Genomic DNA, 2461 nt, shown 5'->3' on the forward strand with positions numbered 1-2461 from the left:
ATCATCTGCGGCGCGTCTATTACTCGGCTTTCAGCCCGATTCCGGATTCGTCATCGTCGCTGCCCTTGCTGAAACCACCGCTGATGCGCGAACACCGGCTCTATCAGGCCGACTGGCTGATGCGGTTCTATGGGTTTTCGCAGCCGGAAATCCTCGCCGGGAGCAGCGACGGCATGCTCGATCTCGCCATCGACCCGAAGCTCGCCTGGGCGCTGCGCAACCGGGGGCAGTTTCCGGTCGACATCAACCGCGCCGACCGCGAAGCTCTGCTGCGGGTGCCGGGTCTCGGCACCAAGGTGGTGGCAAAGATTTTGGAGACGCGCCGGCATCGGCGCATGCGGCTCGAGGATGTCGGGCGGGTCTGCCAGTCGATCGCCAAGCTCAGGCCGTTCATCATCGCCGAAGGCTGGTCGCCTGGTGCGCTGACCGACAAGGCCGGCCTGCGCGACAGGATCGCCCCCTCCTGCGAACAATTATCGTTGTTCTGATCATGCGGCCAGCTGAACTTGATCTCGCCAGATACAGTGTACGGCTCGACAGCGAGACGGATTTTGCCGGCTGGCGTGACGCGGCACGGCGGCTGGCCCTGAATGAGGTCAGGCCCGAGGACGTCGGCTGGCATGTCGCGCCGGGCTCCGATCAGGCAGAATTGCCTGAAGTGCCTGCGGGCGCGCAACTCGCCGTGCCGCGCGACTTCATCGGGCATGCCGAAACGGCGTTCTGTCATTCCGATCCCGGCCGGTTTGCCTTTCTCTACCGCATGCTTTGGCGATTGCGCGATGAGCCTAAACTGCTGGAAATCGCGTCGGATCCCGACACCAGGCGGCTTGAGGCCATGGAAAAGGCGGTGCGGCGCGACAGCCACAAGATGCACGCCTTCGTACGCTTCCGGAAAATCGGCGACGGTGCCGATGAGCGCTATGTCGCCTGGTTCGAGCCGGATCATTTCATCGTCGAGCGCAACGCCGATTTCTTCGTCAGGCGTTTCACCGGCATGCGCTGGACGATCCTGACGCCCTATGCCTCCGCCGACTGGGATGGCGAAAGGCTGGCGATCGGGCCGGGCGCGGCCAAGGGCGATGCGCCTGATCAGGACGATACCGAGGCGCTGTGGCGCATCTATTTCGAGAACATCTTCAACCCGGCACGGCTGAAGGTGAAAGCCATGCAGAAGGAGATGCCGAAGAAATATTGGCGGAACCTTCCCGAGGCCTCGCTCATTCCAGACATGATCGCAGGAGCGGACAAGGCCGCCAAGGACATGATTGCGAAGATGCCGACAACACCCGCGCCGCACCACGCCAAGGTGCAGGCACGGCATTGGCCGAAGCAGCCCGCCGAAGCACCGGAAGATGATGCAGACACGATTCCCGAGTTGCGTGAGGTAGCGAAAGGCTGCCGCCGCTGCCCGCTGTGGCGCGACGCGACGCAGACCGTCTTCGGTGAAGGCCCCGACAATGCCAAGGTGATCTTCGTCGGCGAACAGCCAGGCGATCAGGAGGATCTCGCCGGCAAACCTTTCGTTGGTCCGGCCGGCAAGGTGTTCGATGCGATCCTGGATGATGCCGGTGTCGATCGGCAAAAGGTCTATGTCACCAACGCGGTCAAGCACTTCAAGTTCGAGCCGCGCGGCAAGCGCCGCATCCACTCCAAGCCGAATTCCGGTGAGATTCAGGCCTGCCGCTGGTGGATCGACCAGGAATTCGAGCTGATCAAGCCGAACCTCGCCGTGGCACTCGGCGCGACGGCGGCGATGTCGCTGCTCGGCAAGGCGATCCCGGTGACAAAGATGCGCGGACAAGTGATCGAGCGCGAGGACGGATTGCGCGTGTTCATCACCATCCATCCCTCCTTCATTCTGCGCATCCGCGAGTCCGCGGACAAGGAGGCTGAACGCGAACGGTTTCTGCAGGATATGAAGCTGGTGAAGCGGCTGATGGCCGCCTGATCAGTCTGTTTTCGCAATTCCGGACGGAAAACCGCTTCACACTTTTCCTGGAATTGCTTCAGCTACCTGATCAGAATCGCCCTGAGATCGTTGACATTCGTGCCGGTCGGGCCGGGTACGAAGAGATCGCCAACCGCGTTGAAGGCCGTCCAGGCATTGTTGCCGGCAAGCATGGCCTTGGCATCGACACCGGCCGAGCGCATGCGCGACACGGTCGAGCCATCGGCGAAGGCGCCGGCATTGTCTTCCGAACCGTCGATGCCATCGGTGTCGGCGGCCAATGCGTGGATGCCTTCGACGCCGTTGATGCCTATGGCGAAAGCCAGCAGGAATTCCGAGTTGCGGCCGCCCTTGCCTTTCGCCCGCAGGGTCACGGTTGTCTCGCCGCCCGATAAGATGAGCACCGGCTTCGAAAATGGTCGGTTGCGCGTCGCCACTTCGCGCGCGATCGCGGCATGGACGCCGCCCACCTCGCGCGCTTCGCCCTCGATGGCATCGGAGAGGATAACGGCC

Annotated in this window: 2 protein-coding genes and 1 pseudogene; 2 read left to right on the forward strand and 1 reads right to left on the reverse strand. The window is 62.8% G+C overall.

The features are described from left to right. Together EN893_RS29090 and EN893_RS29095 are read left to right on the forward strand one after the other, a co-directional pair. Window positions 1-488 (forward strand): annotated as a pseudogene (locus EN893_RS29090) (radical SAM protein); the annotation flags it as partial. 2 nt (window positions 489-490) lie between these two features. Continuing rightward, window positions 491-1948 carry a UdgX family uracil-DNA binding protein gene (locus EN893_RS29095; RefSeq protein ID WP_127266495.1) on the forward strand — a complete coding sequence of 486 codons (1458 nt, stop codon included), beginning with the start codon at window positions 491-493 and terminating at the stop codon, window positions 1946-1948. Window positions 1949-2010: 62 nt separating this feature from the next. Here EN893_RS29095 and EN893_RS29100 read toward each other — a convergent pair. Continuing rightward, on the reverse strand, window positions 2011-2461 hold a 451-nt coding region (locus tag EN893_RS29100; RefSeq protein WP_281062512.1), incomplete at its 5' end, for an MOFRL family protein.

It is taken from the genome of Mesorhizobium sp. M7A.F.Ca.CA.004.04.2.1 (assembly GCF_004022825.1).
Lineage (GTDB): Bacteria > Pseudomonadota > Alphaproteobacteria > Rhizobiales > Rhizobiaceae > Mesorhizobium.

What these genes read in the sequence shown, in the direction of transcription:
- EN893_RS29095 (WP_127266495.1), top strand. Translation starts at nt 491, where the DNA reads ATGCGGCCAGCTGAACTTGATCTCGCCAGATACAGTGTACGGCTCGAC.